The sequence below is a fragment of the Streptomyces sp. NPDC096136 genome (assembly GCF_044763325.1).
Classification (GTDB): domain Bacteria; phylum Actinomycetota; class Actinomycetes; order Streptomycetales; family Streptomycetaceae; genus Streptomyces.
Map to the genome: position 1 here is coordinate 179,597 of NZ_JBIWFZ010000012.1, position 24,598 is coordinate 204,194.

General features: G+C 74.9%; 22 protein-coding genes. 8 read left to right on the plus strand and 14 right to left on the minus strand.

Annotation, left to right across the window (positions count from 1 at the left end; all coding sequences use genetic code 11):
* Positions 1-27: 27 nt before the first annotated feature.
* Together ACIRBY_RS24480 and ACIRBY_RS24485 are read right to left on the minus strand one after the other, a co-directional pair.
* Positions 28-2,166 carry a 3-hydroxyacyl-CoA dehydrogenase NAD-binding domain-containing protein gene (locus ACIRBY_RS24480; RefSeq protein ID WP_403903876.1) on the minus strand — a complete coding sequence of 713 codons (2,139 nt, stop codon included), beginning with the start codon at positions 2,164-2,166 and terminating at the stop codon, positions 28-30.
* A complete protein-coding gene (locus ACIRBY_RS24485) occupies positions 2,163-3,389 on the minus strand; it encodes a thiolase family protein (RefSeq protein ID WP_403903878.1) in 1,227 nt (408 codons plus the stop codon). The genes ACIRBY_RS24480 and ACIRBY_RS24485 overlap by 4 nt, the downstream gene beginning before the upstream one ends.
* A 325-nt stretch (positions 3,390-3,714) precedes the next feature.
* Between ACIRBY_RS24485 and ACIRBY_RS24490 the strand changes: the two genes are divergently transcribed.
* Positions 3,715-4,896, plus strand: a complete 1,182-nt coding sequence (locus ACIRBY_RS24490) for an alpha/beta hydrolase (protein WP_403903880.1) — start codon at positions 3,715-3,717, stop codon at positions 4,894-4,896.
* Positions 4,897-4,926: 30 nt separating this feature from the next.
* On the opposite strand, the gene ACIRBY_RS24495 is transcribed toward ACIRBY_RS24490, so the two are convergent.
* The 3 genes from ACIRBY_RS24495 to ACIRBY_RS24505 all read right to left on the minus strand — a co-directional run bounded on the left by ACIRBY_RS24495 (position 4,927) and on the right by ACIRBY_RS24505 (position 7,944).
* On the minus strand, positions 4,927-6,207 hold the full coding sequence (locus ACIRBY_RS24495; protein ID WP_403903882.1) for an HRDC domain-containing protein: 1,281 nt from the start codon (positions 6,205-6,207) through the stop codon (positions 4,927-4,929).
* Between the two features lie 122 nt (positions 6,208-6,329).
* Positions 6,330-6,992, minus strand: coding sequence for a response regulator transcription factor (locus ACIRBY_RS24500; protein ID WP_007267191.1), 663 nt, complete (start codon positions 6,990-6,992; stop codon positions 6,330-6,332).
* Positions 6,993-7,287: 295 nt separating this feature from the next.
* Entirely contained in the window at positions 7,288-7,944 is a 657-nt protein-coding gene (locus tag ACIRBY_RS24505) for a DUF3000 domain-containing protein (RefSeq protein ID WP_403903884.1), read from the minus strand.
* Positions 7,945-8,035: 91 nt separating this feature from the next.
* On the opposite strand from ACIRBY_RS24505, the gene hemE reads away from it, so the two are divergent.
* A complete protein-coding gene (hemE, locus tag ACIRBY_RS24510; protein WP_403903886.1) occupies positions 8,036-9,100 on the plus strand; it encodes a uroporphyrinogen decarboxylase in 1,065 nt (354 codons plus the stop codon).
* 62 nt (positions 9,101-9,162) lie between these two features.
* On the opposite strand, the gene ACIRBY_RS24515 is transcribed toward hemE, so the two are convergent.
* Positions 9,163-10,545 (minus strand): FAD-dependent oxidoreductase, encoded by a 1,383-nt coding sequence (locus ACIRBY_RS24515; protein ID WP_403903888.1) that lies wholly within the window; start codon positions 10,543-10,545, stop codon positions 9,163-9,165.
* A gap of 71 nt (positions 10,546-10,616) precedes the next feature.
* Positions 10,617-11,615, minus strand: a complete 999-nt coding sequence (locus ACIRBY_RS24520) for a DUF4349 domain-containing protein (RefSeq protein WP_403903891.1) — start codon at positions 11,613-11,615, stop codon at positions 10,617-10,619.
* A 140-nt stretch (positions 11,616-11,755) separates the two neighbouring features.
* Between ACIRBY_RS24520 and hemG the strand changes: the two genes are divergently transcribed.
* Positions 11,756-13,243 carry a protoporphyrinogen oxidase gene (gene hemG / locus ACIRBY_RS24525; protein ID WP_403903894.1) on the plus strand — a complete coding sequence of 496 codons (1,488 nt, stop codon included), beginning with the start codon at positions 11,756-11,758 and terminating at the stop codon, positions 13,241-13,243.
* A 23-nt stretch (positions 13,244-13,266) separates the two neighbouring features.
* A complete protein-coding gene (gene hemQ, locus ACIRBY_RS24530) occupies positions 13,267-13,980 on the plus strand; it encodes a hydrogen peroxide-dependent heme synthase (RefSeq protein WP_365158741.1) in 714 nt (237 codons plus the stop codon).
* Positions 13,981-14,096: 116 nt separating this feature from the next.
* Here the strand turns inward: hemQ and ACIRBY_RS24535 are convergent, their stop codons facing one another.
* From ACIRBY_RS24535 to ACIRBY_RS24550, 4 genes are all read right to left on the minus strand, one after another.
* Positions 14,097-15,875, minus strand: coding sequence for an alpha/beta hydrolase (locus ACIRBY_RS24535; protein WP_403903897.1), 1,779 nt, complete (start codon positions 15,873-15,875; stop codon positions 14,097-14,099).
* Positions 15,876-16,180: 305 nt separating this feature from the next.
* Positions 16,181-17,254 carry a TIGR04222 domain-containing membrane protein gene (locus tag ACIRBY_RS24540; protein WP_403903899.1) on the minus strand — a complete coding sequence of 358 codons (1,074 nt, stop codon included), beginning with the start codon at positions 17,252-17,254 and terminating at the stop codon, positions 16,181-16,183.
* Positions 17,251-18,537 (minus strand): DUF692 domain-containing protein, encoded by a 1,287-nt coding sequence (locus ACIRBY_RS24545; RefSeq protein WP_403903902.1) that lies wholly within the window; start codon positions 18,535-18,537, stop codon positions 17,251-17,253. The genes ACIRBY_RS24540 and ACIRBY_RS24545 overlap by 4 nt, the downstream gene beginning before the upstream one ends.
* Positions 18,538-18,667: 130 nt before the next feature.
* On the minus strand, positions 18,668-19,417 hold the full coding sequence (locus ACIRBY_RS24550) for a peptidyl-tRNA hydrolase (protein WP_403903904.1): 750 nt from the start codon (positions 19,415-19,417) through the stop codon (positions 18,668-18,670).
* A gap of 71 nt (positions 19,418-19,488) precedes the next feature.
* Between ACIRBY_RS24550 and ACIRBY_RS24555 the strand changes: the two genes are divergently transcribed.
* From ACIRBY_RS24555 to ACIRBY_RS24570, 4 genes are read left to right on the plus strand one after another with little or no spacing between them, the layout of a single operon-like run.
* Positions 19,489-20,163 (plus strand): AIM24 family protein, encoded by a 675-nt coding sequence (locus tag ACIRBY_RS24555; RefSeq protein ID WP_403903906.1) that lies wholly within the window; start codon positions 19,489-19,491, stop codon positions 20,161-20,163.
* Entirely contained in the window at positions 20,160-21,041 is an 882-nt protein-coding gene (locus ACIRBY_RS24560) for an ATP-binding cassette domain-containing protein (protein WP_403904005.1), read from the plus strand. The genes ACIRBY_RS24555 and ACIRBY_RS24560 overlap by 4 nt, the downstream gene beginning before the upstream one ends.
* Positions 21,038-21,694 (plus strand): ABC transporter, encoded by a 657-nt coding sequence (locus ACIRBY_RS24565; RefSeq protein ID WP_403903909.1) that lies wholly within the window; start codon positions 21,038-21,040, stop codon positions 21,692-21,694. The genes ACIRBY_RS24560 and ACIRBY_RS24565 overlap by 4 nt, the downstream gene beginning before the upstream one ends.
* A gap of 14 nt (positions 21,695-21,708) precedes the next feature.
* Positions 21,709-21,906: a hypothetical protein gene (locus ACIRBY_RS24570; protein WP_403903911.1), complete on the plus strand. Its 198-nt coding sequence runs from the start codon at positions 21,709-21,711 to the stop codon at positions 21,904-21,906.
* A 45-nt stretch (positions 21,907-21,951) separates the two neighbouring features.
* On the opposite strand, the gene ACIRBY_RS24575 is transcribed toward ACIRBY_RS24570, so the two are convergent.
* The 3 genes from ACIRBY_RS24575 to zapE all read right to left on the minus strand — a co-directional run bounded on the left by ACIRBY_RS24575 (position 21,952) and on the right by zapE (position 24,594).
* Entirely contained in the window at positions 21,952-22,851 is a 900-nt protein-coding gene (locus tag ACIRBY_RS24575) for a polysaccharide deacetylase family protein (RefSeq protein WP_403903913.1), read from the minus strand.
* Between the two features lie 148 nt (positions 22,852-22,999).
* Complete coding sequence (locus tag ACIRBY_RS24580) at positions 23,000-23,425, minus strand: OsmC family protein (RefSeq protein ID WP_403903915.1); 426 nt, start codon at positions 23,423-23,425, stop codon at positions 23,000-23,002.
* Positions 23,426-23,487: 62 nt separating this feature from the next.
* Positions 23,488-24,594 (minus strand): cell division protein ZapE, encoded by a 1,107-nt coding sequence (gene zapE, locus ACIRBY_RS24585; protein WP_403903917.1) that lies wholly within the window; start codon positions 24,592-24,594, stop codon positions 23,488-23,490.
* Positions 24,595-24,598: the final 4 nt, after the last annotated feature.

Here is a 24,598-nt window from a genome sequence, read left to right on the forward strand (position 1 = left end):
GGGCCCTCCTCTCTTTCTCTGCGCGTGTTACGCCGGGACGCTGGCGACACCCGGGGCGAGGAACTTCTTGCCGTTCACCCGCTCCGAGACGCCCTCACGGTCCAGGTACGGGGTGATGCCGCCCAGGTGGAAGGGCCAGCCCGCACCGGTGATGAGGCAGAGGTCGATGTCCTGGGCCTCGGCCACGACACCCTCCTCCAGCATCAGGCCGACCTCCTGCGCCACCGCGTCCAGGACGCGGTCGCGGACCTGCTCCTCCGTCAGGACGGAGTCGCCCTGCACCAGGAGGGCGGCGACCTCGGGGTCCAGCTCCGGCTTGAAGCCGTTCTCGGCGGAGTAGACGTAGAAGCCGCGCTTGCCCGCCTCGACGACCCGCTTGAGGTTCGGGGAGACGGTGAAGCGCTCCGGGAAGGAACGGTTCAGCGTCTCGGAGACGTGCAGGCCGATCGCCGGGCCGACGAGCTCCAGCAGCACCAGCGGGGACATCGGCAGGCCGAGCGGCTCGATGGCCTTCTCGGCGGTGGCCACCGGGGTGCCCTCGTCGATGACGTTCTGGATCTCGCCCATGAAGCGGGTCAGGATGCGGTTCACGACGAACGCCGGGGCGTCCTTCGTCAGGACCGCGGTCTTCTTCAGCTTCTTGGCGACACCGAAGGCCGTGGCCAGCGAGGCGTCGTCGGTCTGCTCACCGCGGACGATCTCCAGCAGCGGGAGGATCGCGACCGGGTTGAAGAAGTGGAAGCCGACCACGCGCTCCGGGTGCCGGAGCTTGGAGGCCATCTCCGACACCGACAGCGAGGAGGTGTTGGTGGCGAGGATCGCGTGCGCCGGGGCGACCGCCTCGACCTCCGCGAACACCTTCTGCTTGACGGACATCTCCTCGAACACGGCCTCGATGATGAAGTCCGCGTCCGCGAAGCCCTCGGCCTTGTCCAGGACACCGGTGACCAGGGCGGTCAGGCGGTTGGCCTTGTCCTGGTTGATCCGGCCCTTGCCGAGCAGCTTCTGGATCTCGGCGTGCACGTAGCCCACGCCCTTGTCCACGCGCTCCTGGTCGATGTCGGTGAGGACCACCGGCACCTCCAGACGGCGCAGGAACAGCAGCGCCAGCTGCGAGGCCATCAGGCCCGCGCCGACGACGCCGACCTTGGTGACCGGACGGGCCAGGGACTTGTCCGGGGCGCCGGCCGGGCGCTTGCCGCGCTTCTGGACCAGGTTGAAGGCGTAGATGCCCGAGCGCAGCTCGCCGCCCATGATCAGGTCCGCGAGGGCCTGGTCCTCGGCGTCGAAGCCGGCCTGGAGGTCGCCGTCCTTGGCCGCGGCGATGATGTCCAGCGCGCGGTAGGCGGCCGGAGCGGCGCCGTGCACCTTGGAGTCCGCGATGGCGCGGCCCTTGGCGACGGCCGCGTCCCAGGCCTCGCCGCGCTCGACCTCGGCGCGGACGACCTCGGTGTCGCCCTTCAGGACCTTCGCGGTCCAGATCAGGGACTGCTCCAGGAAGTCGGCGCCCTCGAAGATCGCGTCGGCGATGCCGAGCTCGAAGACCTGCTTGCCCCCCAGCTGCCGGTTCTGGTTCAGCGAGTTCTCGATGATGACCGAGACCGCGCGCTCCGCGCCGATCAGGTTCGGGAGGATGGCGCAGCCGCCCCAGCCCGGGACCAGGCCGAGGAAGACCTCGGGCAGGGAGAAGGCCGGGATGGCCTTCGAGACGGTGCGGTAGGAGCAGTGCAGGCCGACCTCGACGCCGCCGCCCATCGCCGCGCCGTTGTAGTACGCGAAGGTGGGGACGGCCAGCGCGGAGAGGCGCTTGAAGACGTCGTGGCCGCCCTTGCCGATGGCGAGCGCCTCGTCGTGCTTCTTCAGCAGCTCGACGCCCTTGAGGTCGGCGCCGACGGCGAAGATGAACGGCTTGCCGGTGATGCCCGCGCCGACGATGGTGCCGGCGGTGGCCTCCTGCTCGACCTGGTCGATCGCCGCGTTCAGGTTGGCGAGCGACTGCGGGCCGAAGGTGGTCGGCTTGGTGTGGTCGAAGCCGTTGTCCAGCGTGACGAGCGCGAAGCGCCCGGCGCCGAACGGCAGGTCCAGGTGGCGGACGTGCGCGGACGTGACGACCTCGTCCGGGAACAGCTCGGCCGCGCCCTTCAGGAGCTCAGCGGTGGTGCTCACTTGGAGTCTCCCTCTGCGTCGAAGTTCGGGTTCTCCCAGATGACCGTGGCGCCCATGCCGAAGCCGACGCACATGGTGGTCAGGCCGTAGCGGACGTGCGGCTGCTCCTCGAACTGGCGGGCCAGCTGCGTCATCAGGCGGACGCCGGAGGAGGCCAGCGGGTGGCCGAACGCGATCGCGCCGCCGTACTGGTTCACGCGGGCGTCGTCGTCGGCGATGCCGTAGTGCTCCAGGAAGGCCAGCACCTGCACGGCGAAAGCCTCGTTGACCTCGAACAGGCCGATGTCCTCGATGGACAGGCCCGCCTGCGCGAGGGCCTTCTCCGTGGCCGGGATCGGGCCGTAGCCCATGACCTCCGGCTCCACGCCCGCGAAGGCGTAGGAGACGAGGCGCATCTTGACCGGGAGGTTGTTCTCGCGGGCGAAGTCCTCGGACGCGATGATCGCGGCGGTGGCGCCGTCGTTGAGACCGGCGGCGTTGCCCGCGGTGACCCGGCCGTGCGTACGGAACGGGGTCTTCAGGCCGGCCAGGTTCTCCAGCGTGGTGCCCGGGCGCATCGGCTCGTCGGAGGTGACCAGGCCCCAGCCCGTCTCACCGACCGCCTCGTTGGTGTTGCGCACCGAGATCGGGACCAGGTCCTGCTGGATCTTGCCGTCGGCGTACGCCTTGGCGGCCTTCTCCTGCGAGCGCACGGCGTACTCGTCGGCGCGGAGCTTGGTGATCGTCGGGTACCGGTCGTGCAGGTTCTCGGCGGTCATGCCCATGAACAGGGCGGACTCGTCGACCAGCTTCTCGGAGACGAAGCGCGGGTTCGGGTCGACGCCCTCGCCCATGGGGTGGCGGCCCATGTGCTCGACACCGCCGGCGAGGGCGACGTCGTACGCACCGAAGGCCACACCGCCCGCGACGGCGGTCACGGCGGTCAGCGCGCCGGCGCACATGCGGTCGATGGAGTACCCCGGGACGGACTGCGGGAGGCCCGCGAGGATGCCGGCCGTGCGGCCCAGCGTCAGGCCCTGGTCGCCGATCTGCGTGGTCGCGGCGATGGCGACCTCGTCGATCTTCTTGGGGTCCAGGTCCGGGTTGCGGCGCAGCAGCTCCCGGATCGCCTTCACGACGAGGTCGTCGGCGCGGGTCTCGTGGTAGATGCCCTTCGGGCCCGCCTTGCCGAACGGGGTGCGGACGCCGTCGACGAAGACGACGTCCCTGACGGTACGAGGCACGTTGGCTCTCCTCCAGGTGCGGGATGGCACTGCTGCGCGTGGGCGCCGACCTACTGAGCGGGCGCTCACCCGGCCCATGCTACTTGCGGGTAACCCGTGTGGACAGCCCCGGGGCCGGGAGCGGCGAAGGTCACACTCGGCCCCCGTCCGCACGCCCGCCACGCCCCCGGCGCGCGCCCGGCCGATCGGCGCGGCGGCAGCACCCGATCGGGTCGCCGACGGGCCCGGCCCGGTCCTGTCGAAGGCGGCGGACGCGGGCCCGGGCGAATCCTGGGCCGGGCCGGGCGGTCGCCCGGAACCCGCGAAAGAGGAACGGAGCCCCGTGATGGCCTCGACCATCTCCAAGGACCACCTGGTCGACCACAAGTCGACCATCCCGGCCAATGCCGGCCAGACCGTCCAGCTCTTCGTGCGCGAGCGCAGGAGCGCGACGGGTCCGCGCAAGCCCGTCCTGATGCTGCACGGCCGCAGCGTCCCCGCGCTGGCGGGATTCGACCTCCAGTTCAAGAAGTACAGCTGGGCCGAGGAACTGGCGAAGGCGGGCTACGACGTCTTCGTGATGGAACTCCAGGGGTCCGGGCTGTCGTACCGGCCGGAGATGGACGAGCCGCTCAACGTGAGCCCCGCGCAGCGCCCCCTGCTCCACCCCAACCCGATCCCCACCCTCCCGCCGCCCGGCGACCCCGCGAAGTACCCGTTCCAGATCAACAACTCCCAGAGCGACTGGGACGAGGTGGACACGGTGGTCGCGCACATCCGCAAGGAGATCGGCGACCCCACCGCCAAGGTGGACCTGATCGGCTGGTCCGCCGCCTCCCAGGTGTTCGGGCCGTACGCCATCCAGCACCCCGACAAGGTCGCCGGCCTCTTCCTGGTGGCGCCGATCTTCCCGCCCAACGGAAGGCAGAGCAAGGCCGGGACCGACTTCGGCGCACCGGTGGCGCTGCCGGTGGGCACGCCGGCGGCGGCCTTCGGCTTCCCGATGACCGTGGCGTCGAAGGCGGGCCTGGAATCCTCGTGGGCCAACGACCTGAAGTGCCCGGACCAGCGTGAGAACGGCATCGTCGACGAGGTGTGGAAGGCGATCCTCGGCGCCGACCCGGTCGGCGCCCTGTGGGGAGGCACGACGGCCGGTGCGCCGACGGGGCTGAACCGTGTGCGCAACTCGTACTGGTGGGGATGGAACAGCACGACCGTGCCCCTGCACAACGTCCTCGGCAACACCGTGCCGGTCTGCATCGTCTACGGGGCCCACGACTCGATCGTGAACACCGACCCGAGCCTGGGGCTGCTCTACTTCTCGGTGCCCGAGCTCTACAAGAAGATCCCGGGGCCCAAGAAGCTGATGTTCCGGCTCTCCTGCGCCGGCCACCAGATCGTCTGGGAGCGGGCGGCGACCCACCTGCACACCATCTCCGAGCAGTGGCTCGGCAAGCACAAGGTCTACGGCGAGAAGGCCGGCAGCTTCGACCGCGACGAGGACGGGGTCCTCACTCCGATGGAGTGAGGACCCCGTCCTCGTCCGGCGCGTTCCGGCTCAGCCGGTCGCGGCGAGGGCCGCGACCAGGGCCGCGGTGACCTGCTCGACCTGCCACGGGCGGGCGCCGTAGCCCGCCAGGGCCTCGGCCACCGCGTCCGCGTCCGCGCGGCGGGGCGGCTCCCAGCAGAGCCGGCGCACGGTGTCCGGGGTGATCAGGTTCTCCTGCGGCAGGTTCAGCCCCTCGGCCAGCTCCGACACGGCCGCGCGGGCCGCGGACAGCCGCGCGGCGGCGGCCGGGTCCTTGTCGGCCCAGGAGCGCGGCGGCGGCGGGCCGGACGGGGCCGCCCCGGGCTGCGGCAGCTCGCTCTCGGGCAGGGCCTTCGCCCGCTCCACGGCGGCCATCCACTGGTCCAGCTGGCGCCGGCCCATCCGCTGCCCGTAGCCGGGCAGGGCCGACAGCGCGTGCGCGTTCGCGGGGACGGCCAGGGCGGCCTCCACGATCGCCGCGTCGCCCAGCACCTTGCCGGGGGACACGTCACGGCGCTGCGCGATCCGGTCGCGGGCCTCCCACAGCTCCCGGACCACGGCCATCTGCCGGCGGCGGCGCACCTTGTGCATGCCGGAGGTGCGCCGCCAGGGGTCCTTGCGCGGCGGGGCGGGCGGGGCGGAGGCGATGGCGTCGAACTCCTGGCGGGCCCACTCCAGCTTGCCCTGCCGGTCCAGCTCCTTCTCCAGCGCGTCCCGCAGGTCCACCAGCAGCTCCACGTCCAGCGCGGCGTAGCGCAGCCAGGGCTCGGGGAGCGGGCGGGTGGACCAGTCGACGGCGGAGTGCCCCTTCTCCAGCTGGTAGCCGAGCACGCTCTCGACCATCGCGCCGAGCCCGACCCGGGGGAAGCCGGCCAGGCGGCCCGCCAGTTCGGTGTCGAACAGGGTGGTGGGGGCCATGCCTATTTCGCGCAGGCACGGCAGGTCCTGGGTGGCGGCGTGCAGGATCCACTCGGTGGAGGACAGGGCCCCGCCCAGGGCGGAGAGGTCCGGGCAGCCGACCGGGTCGACCAGTGCGGAGCCCGCGCCCTCGCGGCGCAGCTGCACCAGGTAGGCGCGCTGCCCGTAGCGGTAGCCGGAGGCGCGCTCGGCGTCGACGGCGACGGGGCCGGTGCCCGCGGCGAAGGCCGCGACGACCCGGGCGAGCGCCGCGGCGTCGGCCACGACGGGCGGGATGCCCTCGCGGGGCTCCAGCAAGGGAATCGGCAGCCCATCGGACGAAACCTCTTCGTCCGGGGGGCCGCCCCCGGTGGTGGTGCGCAGGTGTGCTGCGGTCTCTTGGGCGTCGGTCACCGGTCAAGGGTATCCGTGTATGTGACGCGCCCGTCGCCGGAACGTTCCGTCGACGGGCGCGAAGGGGGAGGCGCGGGCCCTGCCGGGTTCGCCGGCGGCCGGCCCGGAGCCTCAGGGCGCGGTCAGTGGATGATCCCCGTCCGGAGTGCGACGGCGACCATCCCGGCCCGGTCGCCGGTGCCCAGCTTGCGGGCGATCCGGGCGAGGTGGGACTTGACGGTCAGGGCGGACAGGCCCATCGAGACGCCGATGGCCTTGTTGGACTGGCCCTCGGCGACGAGGCGCAGGACCTCGACCTCGCGGCCGGACAGTTCCCGGTAGCCGCCCGGGTGGCTCGGGGCACCCGGGGGGCGGCGGTGCATACGGGCGGCGGCGGCGCCGATGGGGGCGGCGCCGGGCCGGGTGGGGAGACCGATGTTGGTGCGGGTGCCGGTGACCACGTAGCCCTTCACACCGCCCGCGAGGGCGTTGCGCACGGCTCCGATGTCATCGGCGGCGGACAGGGCCAGGCCGTTCGGCCAGCCGGCGGCGCGGGTCTCGGAGAGCAGGGTGAGACCGGAACCGTCGGGCAGGTGGACGTCGGCCACGCAGATGTCGCGCGGGCTGCCGACGCGGGGGCGGGCCTCCGCGATGGACGACGCCTCGATCACGTCGCGGACTCCGAGGGCCCACAGATGGCGGGTCACGGTGGAACGGACGCGCGGGTCGGCCACGACGACCATGGCCGTCGGCTTGTTCGGGCGGTAGGCGACCAGGCTTGCGGGCTGCTCGAGAAGAACGGACACCTAGGCCTCCTGGGGGAGTGGCGGGACGGGCCGGCTCGGGGAAGGAAGCCGGTGCGCACCGTGCGGATGGTCACTGACTCCTTCGGCACGTCACCCGCCCGGCTTTAGGGAATGATCACGATTTGGTGAGTAACAATTCGGGCAATTCGGACGCACGATCGATCAAGGGATGATCAGAAGCCCGCCATGACCGCACGGGTTTGACGCCCCGTCACGAACCTGAACGATCGTCCCCCGCCGCCGGACACCGTCCGGCCGCCGCCCGCCCCCTCGGGACGGCCCGCCGGGCCGCCCGCTACGGGTGGTGCGGCCCCCGCCGCTGTGGCAGGGACACCACGCCCGGCGCCCCCTCCGCCGGCCCCGCCGGCGGCAGCCCCGCGATCTGGCACAGCAGCTCGCACCAGGCCGCCAGGTGCGCGGAGGTGTCCGGCACCCCGCCCACCCCCTCCCGCGGCGTCCACGAGGCCCTGATCTCGATCTGCGTGGCCGGGCGCCGGTCCCCGAGCCCGCCGAAGTAGTGCGAGCTCGCGCGCGTCACGGTCCCACCGGGCTCCCCGTACGCCAGCCCGCGCGCCTCCAGCGCCCCGGTCAGCCAGGACCAGCACACCTCCGGCAGCAGCGGGTCCGCGGCCATCTCCGGCTCCAGCTCGGCCCGCACCAGCGTCACCAGCCGGAAGGTGCCCTGCCAGGCGTCGTGCCCGGCCGGGTCGTGGAGCAGGATCAGCCTGCCGTCGGCCAGGTCGTCCTCCCCGTCCACGACCGCCGCCTCCAGCGCGTACGCGTACGGTGCCAGCCGCTGGGGCGGTTTCGTGGGGTCGATCTCGATCCCGGGCCGCAGACGCGCCTTCCGCAAGCCGTCGACCGCCCGTCGGAACGGGAGCGGGACCGAGCTCTCCTTCGCGCCGTCCACACCGTCAGCGCCATCTGAAAATCGTCCCTGAGCCGCAGCCATGCCGGGAAGACTAGGCGGAACGGGCGCCCGTGCGCCGCAGGGACACCCGCCCCGGGTCGGGCACTTCTTCATACGTGCGAAGATTTGCCGCGTGAGCGCCACTACCAGCCCGCAGGGCCAGCCGAGTCAGACGTACGATTCCGCCTTCCTGAAGGCCTGCCGGCGCGAGCCGGTCCCGCACACCCCGGTGTGGTTCATGAGGCAGGCCGGCCGCTCACTGCCCGAGTACCGCAAGGTCCGCGAGGGCACGGCCATGCTGGAGTCCTGCATGCGCCCCGACCTGGTCACCGAGATCACCATGCAGCCGGTGCGGCGGCACGGCGTCGACGCGGCGATCTTCTTCTCCGACATCGTCGTGCCCCTCAAGGCCATCGGCGTCGACCTCGACATCAAGCCGGGCATCGGCCCGGTCGTCGCCCAGCCCATCCGCCGCCGCGAGGACCTCGCACAGCTGCGCGACCTCACCCCGGAGGACGTCGCGTACGTCACCGAGGCGATCGGCATGCTCACGGGTGAACTCGGCGGCACCCCGTTGATCGGATTCGCCGGCGCGCCGTTCACCCTCGCGAGCTACCTCGTCGAGGGCGGTCCGTCCAAGAACCACGAGCACACCAAGGCCCTGATGTACGGGGACCCGGAGCTGTGGGCCTCCCTCCTGGACCGCCTCGCGGAGATCACCTCCGCCTTCCTGAAGGTCCAGATCGAGGCCGGCGCCTCCGCGGTCCAGCTCTTCGACTCCTGGGTCGGCGCCCTGTCCCCGGCGGACTACCGCCGCTCGGTGATGCCGGCGTCGGCGAAGGTCCTGGAGTCCGTCGCCTCCTACGGCGTCCCGCGCATCCACTTCGGCGTGGGCACCGGCGAGCTGCTCGGCCTGATGGGCGAGGCCGGCGCGGACGTCGTGGGCGTCGACTACCGGGTCGCGCTGGACGAGGCCGCCCGCCGGGTCGGCCCCGGCAAGGCGCTCCAGGGCAACCTGGACCCCGCCGTCCTGTTCTCCACCCCGGAGGCCGTGGAGGCCAAGACCGACGAGGTCCTGGCGGCCGCGGCGGGCCTGGAGGGCCACGTCTTCAACCTCGGCCACGGCGTCCTCCCGACGACGGACCCCGAGGCCCTGACCCGCCTGGTGGACTACGTCCACACGAAGACGCAGCGCTAGCCCCCCGCCCACCGGGGTCCGGGGCACGCCCCGGGCCCCGGTGGGCGCGGGCCCCGCAGGGCCTAGACCCCGGCCGACCGGACCGCCGCGACCGCCTTGCGCGCGGCGACCAGGACCGGGTCCCAGACGGGGGAGAACGGCGGGGCGTAGCCCAGGTCCAGCGAGACCACCTGCTCCACCGTCATCCCCGCCGTCAGGGCCACCGCCGCGACGTCCACCCGCTTCGCGGACCCGGCCCCGCCCACGATCTGGACCCCCAGCAGCCGCCCCGTCCGCCGCTCCGCCAGCATCTTCACCGTCATCTCCGCCGCCCCCGGGTAGTAGCCCGCGGTGTTCGTCGAGCGGATCGTGGCCGTCACGAAGCGCAGCCCCGCCGCCAGGGCGTCCTTCTCGCGCAGCCCCGTACGGGCGATCTCCAGGTCGCAGACCTTGCTGACCGCCGTACCGACCACGCCCGGGAACGTCGCGTAGCCGCCGCCCGCGTTCGAGCCGATGACCTGGCCGTGCTTGTTGGCGTGCGTGCCCAGCGGGATGTGCCGTTCGCGGCCCGCCACCAGGTCCAGCACCTCCACGCAGTCGCCGCCCGCCCAGACGTCCTCGTGGCCCCGGACCCGCATCGACAGGTCCGTCAGCAGGCCCCCCGACTCCCCGAGCGGCAGCCCCGCCGCGCGGGCCAGGGCGGTGCGGGGCTCCACGCCGATGCCGAGCACCACCACGTCCGCCGGGTACGCGTCGCCGGCCGCCGTGGCCACCGCGCGGGCCCGGCCCTCCTCGTCCGTGAGGACCTCCACCACCTCGGCCCCCGAGACCGTGACGATGCCCATGGCGTTCATCGCGCCGTGCACCAGGCCGCCCATGTCCGGGTCGAGCGTGGCCATCGGCTGCGGGCCCCGGTGCAGGACGGTGACCTCGTAGCCCCGGCGGACCAGGGCCTCCGCCATCTCCACCCCGATGTAGCCCGCGCCGACCACGACCGCCCGGCGGCCCTCCGTCCGCTCCAGGGTGCCCATCAGGCGCTCGCCGTCGTCCAGGGACTGGACGCCGTGCACCCCGTGCGCGCCGATCCCCGGCAGCTTCGGCCGGACCGGGCGGGCGCCGGTCGCCAGGACCAGCTTGTCCCAGCCCGTCCAGGATTCGGCGCCGCTGTCCAGGTCGCGGGCCCGCACCCGGCGCCCCGGCAGGTCCAGCTCCACGACCTCCGTGCGGGTGCGCAGGTCGATGCCCCGGGCGCGGTGCTCCTCGGGGGTGCGGGCGATCAGGTCGTCCCGCTCGGCGACCTGCCCGCCGATCCAGTACGGGATCCCGCACGCCGAGTACGAGGTGAAGTGCCCGCGCTCGAAGGCGACGATCTCCAGCTCCCGGGGCCCCTTGAGCCGCCGCGCCTGGGAGGCGGCGGACATCCCCGCCGCGTCCCCGCCGACCACCACCAGTCGTTCCGCCGCCATCCCTCTGCCCGCCCTCCGCGCCGTGCGCCGTCGCCTCCGCCAACGGGGACACGCTACGGGCGGACGGCCCCTCAGTCCTCGACGTCCCCCGCTCCGGCCGCCGGGGCGGGCGCCGGTCCGGGCGCCGGGACGGAGGGCTGCCGGGGCACCGGGGTCCGCCGCAGGCCCGTCCTCGGCTTCGCCGGACGGAACCTGCGGTACGCCCGGAACCCGAAGGCCACCAGGGCGGCGGCGACGGCGAAGGGGAGCACCGCCGCGACCGCGAGCGCCAGGTAGCGCACCAGCCGTACGAACACCGCCCAGCCGCCGCCCAGGGCGTCGCCCAGGCCCGGCTCCCCGTCCCCCTTCGGGTCCTTCTCCACCGGGGCCGGAGCGGGCTGCGAGACCGACACCGTGAGCGTGCCCATCGAGGTCTGGTCCCTCAGCGCGTTCTGCTGGGCCAGCAGGGACTCCAGGTCCGACTGGCGCCGGCTCAGCTCGCTCTCCAGCATGACCACGTCACTGAGCGCGGAGGCCTTCTCCATCATCTCCCGCACCCGCGCCACGCTGGCCTGCTGCGACTTCACCCGGCTGTCGACGTCGGCGACCTTCTCGGTGACGTCCTGCGCCTCCACCTTCCGGTTCAGCAGCTTCCCGGCGCCCTCCAGGGAGGCGATCACCGCGTCGAACCGGTCCCCGGGCACCCGCAGGGTCAGCGTCGAGGTGATCCGCCCGTCGCCGCCCCGATCGGTGGTCTCGGCGCCCACGTACCCGCCCGCGCCCTCGGCCGCCGTACGGGCCGCGGCGATCACCTTCTGCGGCTCGGCCGTCTCGATGCCCAGCCTCCCCGTACGGATGACGTTCGGCCGGACGGGAACCTGGGCCTGGCCCTTGGCGTCCGCCGCCGGGGGAGCGGCCGCCCCGGCCCCCGGCTTGCCGGGCGCGGCCTCCCGCGGGGCCGCCGCGGCCGCCCGGTCGCCGGAGGCGGACGCCCCGCCTCCGGCGCTGCAGCCCGTGAGCACCAGGCCCCCGGCCAGGCAGAGGCAGGCCAGGGCCGCCGCCGCGCGCCGGTGTCCGCTGAACGTGTGCATCGTCAAGTACCCCCCGGGGATCGGCAGATGTGCCCGTTTCGACGTACGGGCCGCCGCCGCGGGTTTCGCCCCCCGGATCCCGACCCGGTTCCGATGCGGTCACGTTCCGGCCTCGCCGGTCGGTCTGAGACCATGTGTCCATGCACGAAGCGGACACGCGTACGAACGGGGCGGGACGGCCGGGGCCGTCCCGCCATGTCGTCGTCATCGGCGGCGGCATCGCGGGCCTCGCGGCCGCCCACCGGCTGCTCGCCGACGGCGTCCGCGTCACCCTCCTGGAGGCCGGCCCGCGCCTCGGCGGGAAGCTGTACGCCGGCGAGCTCGCCGGGGCCCCCGTCGACCTCGGCGCCGAGTCCGTCCTCGCCCGCCGCCCCGAGGCCCTGGACCTCGCCCGGGCCGTCGGCCTCGGCGACGCGCTCCAGCCCCCGGCGACCGCCACCGCCCGGCTGTGGACCCGGGGCGCCCTGCGCGACATGCCCCGCGGCCACGTGATGGGCGTCCCCGGCGACACGGCCGCGCTCGCCGCCTCCGGCGTGCTGTCCGCCGAGGGCCTCGCCCGGATCGCCGCCGACGCCTCGCTGCCGCCCACCGAGGTCGGCGAGGACGTCGCCGTCGGCGAGTACGTCGCCGCCCGGATGGGCCGCGAGGTCGTGGACCGGCTGGTCGAGCCCCTGCTCGGCGGGGTCTACGCCGGAGACGCCTACCGCATCTCGATGCGGGCCGCCGTCCCCGCCCTCTTCGAGGCCGTCCGCACCCACCCCACGCTGACCGAGGGCGTGCGCGCCCTCCAGAGCGGGGCCGCCGCCCGTACGGCCGCCGAGCGGACCACGGTCACCGGCGCCGCCGCCACCGGAGCCTTCTTCGCCGGGATCTCCGGCGGCATCGGCCGGCTCCCGCTCGCCGTCGCCGACGCCTGCCGGGCCGCCGGGGCGCGGATCCTGACCGGCACCCCCGCGCGCGGGATCGCCCGTACGCCCGGGGGCTGGCGGATCACCACCGACGGGGAGCCGTTCGACGCCGACGCGGTGGTCCTCGCCACCCCGGCGGCCCCGGCCGCCCGGCTGCTCGACGCCCTCGCCCCCGCGGCAGCCGCCGGGCTGCGCGAGGCCGAGTACGCCTCCATGGCCCTGGTCACGATGGCCTTCCGCCGCTCCGACCTGCCCCCGGCCCTCGCCGACGGGTCCGCCAGCGGCTTCCTCGTACCGCCCGTGGACGGCCGCACGATCAAGGCGTCCACCTTCTCCAGCAACAAGTGGGCCTGGGCCGGAGCCGACCCCGAGCTCTTCCTGCTGCGCACCTCCGTCGGCCGCCACGGCGACGAGGGCGACCTGAAGCGCGAGGACCACGAGCTCGTCGACGTCTCCCTCGCCGACCTCGGCGAGGCCGTCGCACTGGCCGCCCGGCCGGTGGCCTCCACCGTCACCCGCTGGGACGGCGGGCTGCCCCAGTACCCCGTGGGCCACCTCGCCCGCGTCGACCGGATCCGGGCCGCCGTCGCGGCCGTGCCCGGCCTCGCGGTCTGCGGAGCCCTCTACGACGGCGTCGGGATCCCGGCCTGCATCGCGAGCGCCGGGAAGGCCGCGGACGCGGTCACCGCCTCGATGGCCACCCCTGGCACCGAGCACTGATCAGCACACGGGACAATGGACACATGACTGCACCAGAGAAGATTCCCAACGCGGGGAAGAAGGCGAAGGACCTCAACGAGGTCATCCGCTACACCCTGTGGTCCGTCTTCAAGCTGAAGGACGTCCTGCCGGAGGACCGCAGCGGCTACGCCGACGAGGTCCAGGAGCTGTTCGACCAGCTGGCCGCCAAGGACATCACCGTCCGCGGCACCTACGACGTCTCCGGCCTGCGCGCCGACGCGGACATCATGATCTGGTGGCACGCCGAGACCTCGGACGAGCTGCAGACCGCCTACAACCTGTTCCGCCGCACCCGGCTGGGCCGCGCGCTGGAGCCGGTGTGGTCGAACATGGCCCTGCACCGCCCCGCCGAGTTCAACAAGTCGCACATCCCGGCCTTCCTGGCCGACGAGGTCGCCCGCGACTACGTCAGCGTCTACCCGTTCGTGCGCTCGTACGACTGGTACCTGCTGCCCGACGAGGACCGCCGCCGCATGCTCGCCGACCACGGCAAGATGGCCCGCGGCTACCCCGACGTCCGCGCCAACACCGTCGCCTCCTTCTCCCTGGGCGACTACGAGTGGCTGCTGGCCTTCGAGGCCGACGAGCTCTACCGCATCGTCGACCTCATGCGTCACCTGCGTGCCTCCGAGGCCCGGATGCACGTCCGTGAAGAGGTGCCCTTCTACACCGGGCGCCGCAAGTCCGTCGCCGATCTGGTGGCAGGGCTCGCCTGATACCTCCCCTGGGGGGAAGGACCGGAGGACGACCGCGCTCTCGCTGAGGAGCGGCCTCCGGTGGATCGGGAGGCCATGCCCCCGAAACGACGCAGCCGGAGATCCCGCCCGGAAGTTCAGACGAGTGGTGGCAGCAGCGCCCTGGGAGCGCTCGCTGGCCCCTCGTCCAGTGTCACCGGTGCGGGCTCCGGATGCGGCGCACACGTCGCGCGCCACCCCGGGGTGGTCCCCGTCAGCAGGTACCGCTCCACATGCCGGTCCACGCACGCGTTGCGTCCGCCGGCCACCCCGTGGCCGCCCGCCGTCCGCTCCGTGACGAGCGCGGCGCCGGCGCCGAGCCGCCGCTGCAGCTCCAGCGCGCCCGGGTAGGGCGTCGCCCCGTCCCGTTCCGCCGCCACGATCAGCGTCCGCGGCAGCCGCGGCCCCGCCGGCAGCGCCCCGACGTCCACCGGACGCTGCCGCTCGCGCACCGGCCAGTCGGCGCACGGCAGGTTCAGGAAGGCGTTGGCCCAGGTCTCGAAGGGGGCGCGGCGGGCCAGTGCGGTGTGGTCGCGGTCCCAGGTCCCCCAGTCGGCGGGCCAGGGGGCGTCGTTGCACAGCACCGCCGTGTAGACCGCCGTCGCGTTGGCGGCCTCCCGCGCCGTCGCCGGGTCGCGGGCCGCCTGCCGGACGAGCGGGGCCGGGTTCCCGCGCAGGTAGGCGGCGAGCGCCGCGGCCCGCTCCGGCCACACGTCGTCGTAGTACGCGGCCTGGAGGTACGCCGCCCGGAGCTCGCCCGTACCGACCACCCCGCCCGCCGGGGTGCGCGCCACGGCGGCGCGGACCTTCTCGTACGCGGCCCCCACCGCCTCCGCGCTGGTGCCCAGCCCGTACGTGGAGTGGTGCAGGGCCGTCCAGGCGCGGAAGTCGGCCCAGCGGCGCTCGAACCCCTCCGCCTGGGCGAGGTTGCCGAGGTACCAGACGCGGCGCGGGTCCGGGTCGACCGCCGAGTCGAACACCATGCGACGCACCCGGTCCGGGTGGCGGGTGGCGTACACGGCGCCCAGGTAGGTGCCGTACGAGGCGCCGACGAAGCTCAGCCGGCGCTCGCCGAGGGCGGCGCGCAGCACGTCGAGGTCACGGGCGTTGTCCAGGGTGGTGTAGTGGGCCAGGGCCGGACCGGCGTGCCGGGCGCAGCCCGCGGCGTAGGTCCGGGCGGCCGCCAGCCGCTCCCGCTTGTACGCGGGGGAGGGCTCGGCCGGGACCTGCGTGGGCCCCTGCGGCCACTCGCCGGGGTCCTGGCAGGTCAGCGGGTCGGAGCCGCCCACTCCGCGCGGGGCGTAGCCGACGAGGTCGTAGGCGGCGGCCACCCGGCCCCAGGCGGCGCGGTCGGCGAGGAGGGGGAACCAGGTCCCGGAGGCCCCCGGCCCGCCGGGGTTGAACACCAGCGCGCCCTGGCGGACGGCGCCCCCGCGGCCGGAGGCGGGGACCCGGCTGACGGTGAGGGAGAGCTGCGGGCCGTCGGGGCGGGCGTAGTCGAGCGGGACCCGCAGCGTGGCGCACCGTACGGGCTCCGGCAGTTCCTCGGCGGCGGGGCACGGCAGGAACTCCAGCGGGCGCCAGGCCCCGGCGGGGCCGGGCCGGGGCACGGGACGGGTCACCGGCCGGGCGCCCTGGGTCGGCCGCGTGCCCCGCGCGGGCCGCACGCCCTGCGCCGGGGTCCCGGCCGCACCGGCGACGGGCCGCAGGGCGGCAGCGGCGGCGGCCCGGCGGGCGACCAGCTCGGCCCCGGCGTCCTCGGCGGCGACCCGGCCGTCGGCGGGCCCCGGGCCGCTGGCACGGGCCGCGGCGGGGGCGCACAGGGTGAGGCAGAGGGCCGCCGAGGCGGCTCCGAAACGCGCGAGCGTCGTCCGCATGGCGACCCCTTCGTCTCATCGTCCTGTCCGATGAGATGTCAGGTCCCCGCCGCTGTACAGCCGCACCGCCGCACGCCCGGCCGGGTGGCCCCGGTCGGAGCACGGGCCGTGACGTGCGGATCGGGCCGGCCGGGCCGCGACGGCCGCGCGCAGGCCCGGGTCGCGTACGGCGCCCAGCCCGCGGACCGCCACCGCCGCGAGGGGTCCGCCGCCCGCTCCCGGTCCAGCGTGACGAGCAGCCGCCGCCCGGTCCGAAGCCGCGCTGCGCAAGCGTGAGCAGCCCGTGACGCCGATGTGAGGGGAGGTCAGGAACTGCTGGAGCAGCTGGAACCGGACGAACTGCCGCAACTCGAACCGCTGGAGCAGCTGGAGCCGCTCGAACAGCTCGACCCGCCGGAACAGCTCGACCCGCTCGAACCGCCTGAGGACCCCGCGCAGCCGGACCCCCCGGAACAGCCGGAACCGGAGCCCCCGCAGCTCGAACCGCCGCCGCAGCCGCCGGACCCGGAGGACCCGCCGGTGTCGGCGGAGGCGCACCACAGCACGGGCACGAGGTCGGCGGAGGAGCCGGAGTCGGAGGAGTGCGAGGACCGCCCGGCGGACGCCCGCCCCCGCGCCTGGGCCGCGGCCAGCCGGGTCCCGCGCGCCGCGGGCACCAGCTGCGCCCGCAGCCCCGGATCCCGCAGCCCCCGCAGCCCGAACAGGGCGGTCCGCACCGCCGGGCTCGGGTCGGCGGCGTACCGCGCCCGGGCCCGCTCCAGCGCGGCCCGGCCCGCCGGGGTCACCCGCCGCCCGGCCCGCCGGGCACCCAGCGCGCCCGCCACGATGCCGGCCACCAGCGCCGGCAGCACCTTGAGGACGAACGGCACCTGGGACTCCCGCGTCAGCGCCATGGCCACGAAGGTCACCGGCAGCGACACCGGGATCAGCACCGCGCACACCACCGCCTGTACCAGCCCCCAGCGCCGCAGGCCCCGCCCCGGCCGGCGCGCCGCGATCATCCCGCGCGCGGCGAGGGCGTCCCCGGTCTCCTGCACGGCCGGGTCCAGCATCGCGGCGTACCGCACCTGGTACAGCCACCCGGACGGCGCCGCCCGCAGCGCCGACAGCACGGCCCGCTCGGCGGGGTCCGCCCCCCGCGCCGCCCGCCCCTCCTGGACGATGCCCGGGCCGCCCGCCACCAGCCGGCCGTCGCCCAGCAGCGCGACGAGCGCGGCGTCGACGACCGCTCCGGGCCCGCCCGCCAGGAACGCGGCCTCGGACAGGTCGTGGACCTCGGGGGTCCCGGACACCCGCCCCCGGCCCCGCCGCAGCCCCAGCACCAGGCCGAGGCTCGACACGGCGACGGCCACCCACACACCCACGGCCAGGACGTTCACCGCCGCCTCCCCGCCAGCGCACGGACCCAGCGCACGATCCGCCGGGGCGGCCGCACCCCGGCCCGCTCCCGCCACCAGGCCGTCAGCCGTCGGCGCGCGGCCGGGTCCTGCGGCAGGTCCCGGATCAGCAGGTGCTCCGCGAAGTCCAGCGCGTCGCGCCGGTACCCGTCCCTCATGGGACGCCGCCGCGCGTACTCCAGGAAGGCCGTGCGGAAGGCCTCCGGCCCGCCCAGGATCCCGGGCAGCTCGGGCGCGACCTTCGCCACCACGGAGGCCCGCTTGGCGGCCAGTGCCCGCGCCTGGACCCGCACCCGCTGCCGGTCGAACCCCTCGGGCACGGGCGTCCCGGCGACCAGCGCCGACAACAGCGCGGCCTGCCCGAGCCCCACCCGGGTCCGCGCGGCCTCGCCGGCGGGCTCCGGGGCCCCGTCGCGCACGACGACGGGCGCGGGCGCCGCCTTCCCGGTCCCCGTCCCCACCACGGCGCGGATCCGCTCCAGTTCGCCGGCCAGCTCCTCCCCCTCCGGGAAGTCGTCGTCCCGCTCCAGCAGCACCCCCGGCGGGTCCACCCGCTCGCGCAGCCCGGCCAGCACGTCGAGCACCACCGGCGGCACCGGGCGGGCGTGCGTGTCGTGCCAGACGCCGTCGCGCTCCACGCCCCCGGCCACGTGCACGTACGCCAGCGCCTCCAGGGGGATCGAATCCAGCACGGCGGCCGGGTCCTCGCCCCGGTTCACCCGGTTGGTGTGCAGGTTCGCGACGTCGACGAGCAGCCGCACCCCGGTCCGCTCGACGAGCTCGGTCAGGAACTGCCCCTCGGTCAGATCCTCGCCGGGCCAGGACACCAGCGCGGCGATGTTCTCCAGCGCCAGCGGAACCGGCAGCGCGTCCTGGGCGATCCGCACGTTCTCGCACAGCACGGCCAGGGCGTCCCGGGTCCGGGGCACGGGCAGCAGGTGCCCGGCCTCCAGCGCGGGCGAGGAGGTCCGCACGAAGGCGATGTGCTCGGTGACGACGGGCGCGCCCAGCGCCACGGCCCGCTCCCCGAGCGCGGCCAGCTTCCCCGCGTCGGGCCGGTCGGCGCCCCCGATGCCGAGCGACACCCCGTGCGGCACGATCCGTACGCCGCGCTCGCGCAACCGCAGCAGGGAGTCGGGCAGGTGGCCCGGACAGACGTTCTCAGCCACCACCTCGACCCAGTCCAGGCCTTCGAGCCGCTCGACCGCCTCCGCGATCTCCGGCCGCCAGCCGATGCCCACCCCCAGGCGTGCCATGGGCTTCATGTCCCCCTCGCCCCCTCTCAAGGACTCTGTGCGGATGTCATGGCCCGGACGGGATCGGGCCAACCACCGAGAGGGGACGTTCAGAGCAACATTTGAGGTTCCCGCCGGGGCCGCACCCGGGCGGGCCCGTTCACAGCCGGGCGCGCAGGGCCGGGTGGTCGGCCGTGACCGTGCAGCTGCCCGGGGCGATCTCGGTGAAGCCCGCGTCGCGGACCACGGGAAGGCCGCTGCCGCTGAGCCGGGCCCAGCCCTCGCGCGGGGCGGTGCGGACGGCCAGGCGGAAGCCCGAGGCCTGCCACAGGGCGCGCTCCGCCGCGGTCAGTTCCCACCAGGCCAGCTGCGCCGCGTGGCCCACCTGGGCCATCGCCTTGCCGGCCGACATGTCGAGGTCCGGGTTCAGCCACAGCACCGGCACCCCCGGCTCCGGCGCGGGCGCGGGCTCCGGGTCGTCCAGGTCCGTGCCCGACACCTGGAGCTTGGCCAGTTCCTTGGGCCAGCCGTCCAGCGGGACCGGCGGGAAGACCCGTACCTCGGACGCGGAGCCGTGGACCGTGACGCCCGGCAGGGTGCCGGCCTTGCGCCACTCCGCGCCGCGGGCCCGGCGCACCACCTTGCGGATCCGGGCGTCCTGCCAGTCGCGCACCGCCTGCGCCCACTCGCCCTCGCCCTGCGCGCGCTCGTCCGTGAGGAGGACCAGGACCGCCCGGGCCGCCGTCTCCAGCGCGTCCGTCCGGGCCGGCGGCCCGGCCTTCTCGATCCGCACGACCAGCGGCAGGACGAACTGAGGTGCCTCGTCGCGCAGTACGTGGTCCTTCCGGAAGGGGCTGTCCGCACCCACCGCGGGTACCTCTGGGGTCTGGTTCGTGTGCTGGCTGCTCATCCCGTCAAGGATGCCAGGCTCCGCCTTGAGGAGGATGTCCCGGGTGGCCCGCCCGGGCGAGGATCATGTCCATGAAGAGCGACCTTTTCGCCGGTGAGAACCTGGCCCAGCCCGCCGCCGCACCCGGAATGACCCTGCAGAACGCCAAATCCGTCAAGTACGCCGTCAACGGCGAGATGCTCGCCCGGCAGGGCTCCATGGTCGCCTTCCGCGGCAACCTCCAGTTCGAGCGCAAGGGCCAGGGCATCGGCGGCATGCTCAAGCGGGCCGTCACCGGCGAGGGCCTCGCCCTGATGTCCGTACGCGGGCAGGGCGAGGCCTGGTTCGCGCACCGGGCCGAGAACTGCTTCATCATCGACTTCGAGCCCGGCGACGCCTTCACCGTCAACGGGCGCAACGTGCTGTGCTTCGATCCGACGCTGTCGTACGAGATCAGGATGGTCAAGGGCGCCGGGATGACCGGCGGCGGACTCTTCAACAGCCTCTTCACCGGCACCGGCAAGCTCGCCGTCGTCTGCGACGGCCACCCGATCATCATCCCGGTCACCGCGCAGTCCCCGGTGTACGTGGACACGGACGCGGTCGTCGGCTGGAGCGCCCAGCTGGAGACCGGGCTGCACCGCTCCCAGTCCATCGGCTCGATGATCCGCGGCGGTTCGGGCGAGGCCGTCCAGCTGATGCTGCGCGGCGAGGGCTTCGTCATCGTCCGGCCCAGCGAGGTCACCGAGACGGCGGCGGCGCACTGAACCTGACCGGAGTGGGCCGCCGCTACGGCCGGCGGCGGCCCTGGGTGCTGCGGGGGGTCGGGGCCGAGCTGGCACCCGGCGCCCTCGTGCGGATCGAGGGCGGCAACGGCGGCGGGAAGTCCACCCTGTTGCGGCTCCTCGCCGGCATCGACACCCCGACCGAGGGGCGGATCACCGGCCGGCCGCGCCGTACGGCGTACGTCCCCGAGCGCTTCCCCGCCGCCCTGCCCCTCACCGCCCTGGACTACCTGACCCACCTCGGCCGGATCCAGGGGCTCACCGGCGCGGGGGCGGCCCGACGGGCGGCCGACCGGCTGGAGCGGTTCGGCGCCGCCGGGTACGCCCGCACCCCGATGGCCGAACTGTCCAAGGGCACCAGCCAGAAGGTGGCCGTCGCCCAGGCCCTGCTCGCCGAGCCCGGGCTGCTCGTCCTCGACGAGGCCTGGACCGGACTGGACCCCTCCGCCCGCGCCGAGCTGGACCGCGCCGTCGCCGAACGCACCGCCGCCGGAGGGACGGTGGTCTTCGTCGACCACGACCCGGCGCGGCTCGCCGGCCTGCCCGACCGCCGCTACCGGCTGCTCGGCGGGGCGTTGGAGAGCCTGGCCGCGGAGCCCGCGGCACGGGCCGGCGCGGCGGCCGTCCGGGACGCGGCGCCGGGTACGGGGGGCCCGCCGCCCCTCGTACGGAGCGGGCCGGCGGCGGTGCGGATCCACGCGTCCGGCCCGCCCGGCGGCGTCCCGCCGCAGGGGGCCGTACCCGCCCCCGGGGGCGGGATCCTCCTGACCGTCGGCGCCGACCGCTCCGACGCCGTGCTGCGCGAGCTGCTCACCGCCCGGCCGCCCTGGCACATCCGCGCCGTGGAGGAACTCCCGTGACCGCCCTGCTCCGCTACCAGGCCGCGCTGCTCCTGCGGTCCCAGCGCTGGCTCGCCCCCTTCGCCGTCTACGCCGTCTTCACCGGCATCGGCATCCAGCCGGGCGACCGCACCCTGGACTCCCTCGGCTACGCCGCGGCCGGGCTGGTCCCGCTGACGGCCTGGCTGGTCCGGATCTGCGTCACCGCCGAACCCCCGGCGGCCCGCGCCTGCGCCGCGGCCGCGGGCGGCCCGGCCCGGGTGCACGCGGCGGCCCTGCTGACCGGCCTGGGCGGGGCCCTGCTCACCGGGGCGCTCGCCGCGATCTACACCTTGCTGGTGGGGAACCCGGCCGGGCACGCACCGGGTGCGGCGGCCCTCGCCGGGGCGGTGGCGGTGGCGGTGTGCGCGCTGACGGGGGCGGCCGTGGGCGCGGTGTGCGGCCCGCCCCTGGTGCCGGGGCGCGGCCTCGGCGTCCTCGCAGCGGCCCTGGGCTCGCTGCTGGCCTTGGTCCTGCCCTTCTCCCCGGCCCGCGGCGCGGTGTCCGTGCTGATCGGGGCCGCACGGGCGGGCGCGGCCGAGCCGGCCTTCGCGGCCGGCGCGTCGGCGGGGGCGCTGCTGCTGGCCGGGGCGGCGGGGGCGGCGGCGTGTCTGGCGGGCGGGCGCCGGGGCTGAGTGGGCTCGTCCGCATGGACCCGTCACAGGACGCCGCCCCCTCCTGTCCCGCCCCCGCCTCAGGCGCGCCCGCCGGGCGGGTGCCCGGGCCGCCGTACGCGGACTGCGTGCAGTGCGGCGGGCCCACCGAGTACGGGGCCGCGACCCCGGGCGTGGTGCTGTGCCCGGTGTGCGCGTGGCAGGAGGCGCAGCGCTCGGCCTGCTCCGGCTGATCCCCGGCCCGCCGGCGCGCCGGTGACGGTCACGGTGACGAAACGTTACTTCCCCATCAGCTCGGACACCTTGACGAAGCGGTACCCCCGCTTGCGCAGCTCCGGCACGATCTTCTCGATGGCCGGCTCGGTGACCGGCGCCGCGCTGTGGGTGCAGTGCATGACCACCACCGACCCGGGCTTCACCCCGGCCAGCACCTGCTCCGCCACCGCGTCGGGGTCCTTGGCGAAGGCGTCCCCGCTGACCACGTCCCACTGCACGGCGGTCACCTTGGCGGGGGTCAGGGCGCGCAGCGCCTGGTCGTCGTAGCAGCCGCCGGGGAAGCGGAAGTAGGGCACGGTGTTGACCGCCCCGGCCTTCTTGAAGGCGGCGAAGGCCCGGTCCACGTCGGCCCGGGCGGCGGGCGCGTCGAGCGCGGGCAGCCCGTAGCAGGGGGACTTGAAGGCGTGGTGGCTGTAGGAGTGGTTGGCGATCTCGAAATTCGGGTCGGTGCCGATGGCCTTCGCCTGGTCCGGGTACTCCTCCGCCCAGCGGCCCGTCATGAAGACGGTGGACGGCACCTTCAGCCGGCGCAGGGTGGCGATCAGCTCGGGGTTGTCGAAGCGTTCCCCCGAGGCGGCGCGCGGACCCTGGTCGGAGGTCATGTCGGCGTCGAAGGTCAGGGCCACGGTCTTCTCGGTCCGCTGCCGGGCCCGTTCGAACACCGGCGTCAGGCCGCCCGGCCCGGGCGCCAGGGTCGGGACCCGGTCGGGCGCGCCGGCCTGCGGCGAGGCGGAGGAGGAGGCGGATGCGGAGGGGGTGGACGCGCCGGCGGGGCCGGAGCCGGCGGGGGTGCCCATCCGGGCCTGGCCGGCGCCCTGGGGGGCGCCGGCGCCGCCCGCGCATCCGGTGAGGGCGGCGCCGAGCACGGCCGCGACGGCCACTGTGCGTACAGAAAGGGTCACCCCCGCAAAATATATGACTATCCGCCCATCGGCCGGGCACGGCACGCCTCTACGTCGAACGGGGCCGACGGGTGCCTCGGGCCCCGGCACGGCCCCGGGCCCCGGCGCGGGTGCGCGCGGGGCCCGGAGGCGGCGGTGCGGGACGGGATCAGACGAGCTCGGCGCTCAGGGTGATCGTCGTACCGGCCAGGGCCTGGCTGACCGGGCAGTTCTTCTTCGCGTCCTCGGCCGCGGCGGCGAAGCCCTCGGCGTCCAGGCCGGGGACCTCGGCGCGCACGGTCAGGTGGATGCCGGTGATGCCCTCACCCGGCTGGAACGTGACGTCGGCCTTGGTCTCCACCCGGGTGGGCGGGGTGCCCGCGCCGTCGAGGCCGTGCGAGAGCGCCATCGAGTAGCAGCTGGAGTGCGCGGCGGCGATCAGCTCTTCGGGGCTGGTCTTGCCGTTGGCGGCCTCGGCGCGCGAGGGCCAGGAGACGTCGAACGAGCCCTGACCCGAGGAGTCGAGGGTGACGACACCGGCTCCCTTGAGCAGGTTGCCTTCCCAGTTGGTGTGCGCGGTACGCGTGGTGGCCATGGCGGGTCCCTTCATGGAAGTGGAAACGGCCGGGCCGCGAAAGCGTCCCGGCCGTGCCCAACCTACTGGGACACCAGGGGTTTTGCGTCGCGGGCGAGCGCGGTGAGCCGCGATATGGCTCGGAAGTACTTCTTCCGATAACCGCCGTTGAGCATTTCCTCACTGAAAAGCCGGTCGAAGGGCACCCCGGAGGCCAGCACCGGCACCTCGCGGTCGTACAGCCGGTCGGCCAGCACGACCAGGCGCAGCGCCGTCGACTGGTCCGGCACGGGGACGACGTCGGTCAGGCACACCGCGGCGATCCCGTCCGTGAGCGCGCCGTAGCGGCTCGGGTGAACCTTGGCCAGGTGCTCCAGCAGGCCGGGGAAGTCGTCGAGGCTCGCGCCGGGGGTCGCGTACGCGGCCTTGGCGACCTGCTCGTCCGAGAAGGGCGCCGGGGCCTCGGGCAGGCCGCGGTGGCGGTAGTCCTGGCCGTCGATGCGCAGCGGCCGGAAGTGCGCGGACAGCCCCTGGATCTCCCGCAGGAAGTCCGCGGCGGCGAAGCGGCCCTCGCCGAGCTTGCCGGGCAGCGTGTTGGAGGTGGCGGCCAGCGCCACGCCCTGCTCGACCAGGCGGCTGAGCAGGGAGGAGACGAGCACGGTGTCGCCGGGGTCGTCCAGCTCGAACTCGTCGATGCACAGCAGCCGGTGTCCGCCCAGGGTCTGCACGGTCTGCTGGAAGCCGAGCGCGCCGACCAGGTTGGTCAGCTCGACGAAGGTGCCGAAGGCCTTGAGCGCGGGCTCGGCCGGGGTGGCGTGCCAGAGGGAGGCCAGCAGGTGGGTCTTGCCGACGCCGTAGCCGCCGTCGAGGTAGACGCCGCGGGGGCCGGCGGCCGGGGCCGGCGCCTTCTTCTGGAACCACTTGCGCTTGCCGGCGCCGCTGGCGTGGGCCCCGCCGAGGCCGGCGGCGAAGCCGCTCAGCACGGTGACGGCCTCGGTCTGGCTCGGCTGGGCCGGGTCCGGGTCGTAGGTGTCGAAGCGCACCGAGTCGAAGCGCGGCGGCGGGACCATCTCGGCCACCAGCCGTTCGGCGGGCACGCGCGGCTCACGGGCGCACAGGGCCAGCGGACCCGCGTCGGCTATCGGGGGCTGCCCGGAGGCAGGACCGGAGGTGGAGAGTGATGTTGACACAGCT